Below are 4,562 nucleotides of genomic sequence, written 5' to 3'. Positions count from 1 at the left end.
CTAGAATATGGAACGGACTTTAAAAGAACCGTATTCCCGGGACAAAGAGTGCTTGTCGAAAATAATGTTCGTCCGGCAGGAAGTGTAAAGGTAAATACAGGACCCTTAAAATTTACCATTAACAGAAATGGGGCCGGCTTTATGGATAAAGTGGAACTAGACACCAAGGGTGATGGTTTCGATAAAGAAGACCTGATTGCAGAATCAGAAAAAGGCCGTGGAACCTTTATGGATTTGTTGGACGAGTCTGGGGTAGATTTGTCAAATGCAGAAATTGTTAATACGTATGTAGAAAAGGGATCAGGTCCTTTGCATGCAATTATACGTATTGAAGGGAATTATAAATACTCTAGACCAGACAATAATATTTCTCCCTTTGTTATCCGCATACATGCCTATGCCGGTAAATCATATATTAGGGTATTGCATTCTTTGGTTTATACCGGTGAGCCGGATATGCATGTTAAACCAGAAGGACAATATGCAGCAATTGCTACTCAAAATAAAGTAATTATCGATCAGGAAAAGCTTAAGGATGCACCTGGTTGGATGTTGCCAAATGACCAGATAAAAAATGCCGGATTCTTAATAAAATATAATCTTTCTGGAGAAAGGAAATTTCAAACCGGATATTTTGACGGCAGCTGGAAAGATCCCGGGACAGAAAAAATATTGTCTTCTGTTTTAAAGGGCAGTGAAAATATCTCCATCCTTCAAAATGGTCCGGAATTGATTCAAAATGATGTTGATCCAGACTTTAAAAGCGAGATCACTATTTCTGGGCAGGATAAATTGGAAAAAGCTAGAATGCCGGGGTGGACAAGCATTCGTGATAAAAAATGGGGAATTGGAATCGGGATTAAAAACTTTTTTGAGGAATATCCTAAAGAGATTGCCATAAATGGTGTAGATTCAAGCTTATTTGGATACATCTACTCCCCAAATGTGAAGCCATTAAGTTTTGCCAGAGCAAGTGGAAAGGTTGATAGTGAGATGATTGCAAATTTTGCACAAGGATTAGCTAAAACTACTGAGTTGGTTTATCAGTTTTTCAAGGTTGAAACAACAGACGCAGAAATACATTCCAATTTCAAGTATTTCCTTGAGCCCCCCGTTTCTCATGTTCCACCTCAGTGGTATGCAGACAGTAAAGTTTATGGATCTTTTGCCCCAAAAGACAATTCTAAAGGAGATTTAGAACGAGGCCTGGATTATAAATTCGCCTGGATGAAATATAACCAAGAGCAAGAACCTTGGTATGGGATGCTGAACTATGGAGATTTTCAAACCTATTACAGAAATAATACCTGGAACACTTGGACTAATAATGAACCTGGTAATGATTATATGTGGTGGCTGGAATTTATGCGCACCGGAAACAGAGATTACTATTTAACCGCATGGTCAGCAAGTCAGCATACCATGGATGTTGACAATATTCATTGGCCAAACTTTCCAAATTATAAGGGAAACACAAATAACTCAGTTGATTTTTTCAATTCTGGAATCAACGAAACCATAGGTTCTCCTTACGTTGGAATGGGAAGAAGGCATGCAGCTCAACAATATACATCCTTATTAAGTGCCCATGTTTGGGTTTCCGGATGGCTTGCATCGTATTATTTGGCGGGTAACCATCGCGGACTTGATATTGCGGAACAAACAGGTGATTTTTATTTAAGAAGAGAATTTGGAGACCATGATTTTAGAGGCAGAAGATTGTATCTGTCCATTTGGAATTTAATAGAAATATATGATGCTAATAAAAAGCAAAAATATTGGGATGAGTTAAATACCAGGGTTTCGGCATTGTTGGAATTGCAAAAAGAAAGTGATCAGGCAGGCAGCTTAGTGATCGAAAGATATGGATACTCCCAAGTTTATCTCTCTCAGGGATTATATAAATATTATCAGCTCACTTCAGATCAAAAAGTTAAAAATGCATTAATAATGCATGCCAACTGGCAGCTAAAGAACCCCTCATTAAATCATAAAATGGAATCTTTTATGGCCTCAATACCGAGTTTACTAATTGGCTATGAGTTTACAAAAGATAAAAGTTATTTGAATGAAGCATCAGAAAGAGCTAAATTTTTACATACAGACCCTTTACCTGTCAATATAAACAGTTTCAAATCTAAAATAGAATTTGCTCAGGCCTTAGATAAAACAAGCAATATGCCGCCAGACACAGAAAGCATGCGGGGTGAGGCCATTTGGAAAGCCACTAACGGACTCAGAGTTTTTGGATGGACGCACATTTATAGTATACCATATCTCATTTATTGGCTAAACAATAAACCATGATCAGTTTAATGTCGATACAACACATTTATTAATTATTTACAAATAATACAGTACAAACACACTTTAAGTGTGTCTTAATTAAATGAATACCAAGAGATTAAAAATGAACAATAACACAAAAGAGGATTTAGAACGCATTGATAGGACATGGAATAAACTAGAACCATTACTTGAGGAACAATCTAGTCCTAAACTTTTTCAATTTATTAGAAATAGTAAACTTTATGCTATAGCAGCAATGCTATTATTAATTACTACAAGCAGTTTAGTATTCCAAAGTATTTACTTTAAAGAGGTTGTTTACATCACGAAATTTGGAGAAACTAAGAAACTAGTGCTTCCAGATCAATCAGTTGTTTACTTAAATGGAAATTCAAAGCTGAGTTTTAACAAACATTGGTTGAGTTTTCAGGATCGGGAAGTAAAAGTAGAAGGTGAAGCATTTTTCTCGGTTAAGCATACAGAAAACAATCAAAAATTCTTTGTTAGAATGACCAATCATTCTTCTGTTGAGGTATTGGGGACTGAATTCAACATTCAAAATAGGGATTACGATACCAAAGTGACGCTTAACTCTGGTAAGATTAAATTCCACATTGCTGATAATCAAGATGAAAATAAAAAAACGATCCTGATGAAGCCAGGTGAATTAGTAGAATATGAAAGCTCCAGCAATAGCTTGACAAAAAAAATAGTTGAGCCCGAAAACCATTCTTCTTGGAGGAACTCCAAACTATTATTTGAAAAAACTGAACTTAAAGAAATTATAAACCTAATTAAAAACACGTATGGCTTGAACATCAAAGTTAATGATCCTGAGCTTTTTAAGATGAAAGTATCAGGTTCGGCCCCCTCTCATAATATTGACATTTTAGTCAAAGGGCTTTCAGAAATATTTGAATTAAACCTAATAGTTAAGGGAGACTCATTATTTGTGTCGCCTATTAATCCAAATTAATAAACCAACTAAAAAAAAAATATGATAATATTTACACGCCTATTCTTAGTCCTGTTTGTAATAAGCATAACACAAGCTTTTGCAAATAGTCAGACTAACGCTTACCGAATCGAAACCCATAGCAGTTTCGGAGGTAATTCAGTCGCACAAACAGCCCTGTTAAAGGATGTTTTAAAGGACCTTGAAAAAACTCATCATGTTTCCATCATGTTTAACAGCAGACTTTTTGAAAACACAAGAGTAAATATAACTGAATTTAAAAACGAAAATTTAGAAACGAGCTTAAACAAAGTTCTTTCATCAACAAATTTCAAGTTTAAAAAAATCGCATCAGAATTTTATGTTATCAGCAAGAACGACAAAGGCTCTGATGCAAATCAATCTGCTTTTCTGGTTCAAGAATCAGAAAATTTTGCATCTGCGAATGTAAAATCAGAAAGCTCTATTGCTGAGAATAAAAACGAAGAAGTTAAGCAAGTTTCTATTACAGGAACAATTACAGATGCAGCTACAGGTGAAACCCTTCCGGGAGTAGTTATTAATTTTAAGGGCAGTACCTTAAGTACAACATCTAATCAAGATGGTAAATACAGTATTCTTTTAAAAGGGCCTGGAGTTTTAGTTTTTTCATACATAGGATATGTTAAGCAAGAGGTTGCAGTAACAAATACATCCACCATTGTTAATGTAAAATTAGCAACCGATCAGCAAAACCTGACGGAGGTTGTAGTAGTTGGATACGGAACGCAGCAAAAAAGAAACCTGACTGGATCAATTGCTTCAGTTGGATCAAAAGGTATCAAGGATATTGCTGTTACAAGTTTTGAGAATGCTATACAAGGTCAAATTGCAGGTGTGCAGGTTCAGGAGCCAAGTGGAGAGCCTGGTGCAGCAACAACCATTAGAGTTCGTGGTATTGGGTCTATTTCTGCAGGAAATGAGCCTTTATATGTAGTAGATGGTTTCCCAATTTCTAAAAATGTTGATCCCGGTGTTCAAGGTGATGTTGCCAGAAGAACGGTAGCATTCCGTCCTGCTCCATCAAACCCATTAGGAACAATTAGTGCAGGTGACATTCAATCGGTTGAAGTACTGAAAGATGCAGCAGCAGCAGCTATTTATGGTTCAAGAGGATCAAATGGTGTTATATTGATTACCACAAAAAAAGGAAAAAGAGATGGTACTCCGGTTGTGAACTTCGATTCATACTATGGTGTTCAAACGCTTGCTAATAAGGTTGACCTAATGAATGCAGCTGAATTATCTAAATATGTTTTGGAAGCAAAAAACAACGCAT

3 protein-coding genes are annotated in these 4,562 nt (G+C 36.0%); all 3 read left to right on the top strand.

Annotated elements, in window-relative coordinates; translation table 11 throughout:
* On the top strand, window positions 1-2,307 hold a 2,307-nt coding region (locus tag ACILQF_RS10790), incomplete at its 5' end, for a hypothetical protein (RefSeq protein ID WP_395627416.1).
* A 103-nt stretch (window positions 2,308-2,410) separates the two neighbouring features.
* Complete coding sequence (locus tag ACILQF_RS10785) at window positions 2,411-3,265, top strand: FecR family protein (RefSeq protein ID WP_395627415.1); 855 nt, start codon at window positions 2,411-2,413, stop codon at window positions 3,263-3,265.
* A gap of 21 nt (window positions 3,266-3,286) precedes the next feature.
* Window positions 3,287-4,562 (top strand): TonB-dependent receptor plug domain-containing protein (locus tag ACILQF_RS10780; protein ID WP_395627414.1); only part of this gene is annotated, 1,276 nt, incomplete at its 3' end.

The organism is Daejeonella sp. (assembly GCF_044232565.1).
Classification (GTDB): Bacteria; Bacteroidota; Bacteroidia; order Sphingobacteriales; family Sphingobacteriaceae; genus Daejeonella.
Note: the sequence above shows the minus strand (reverse complement) of the source record. Positions and strands in the feature narration are given on the sequence as shown.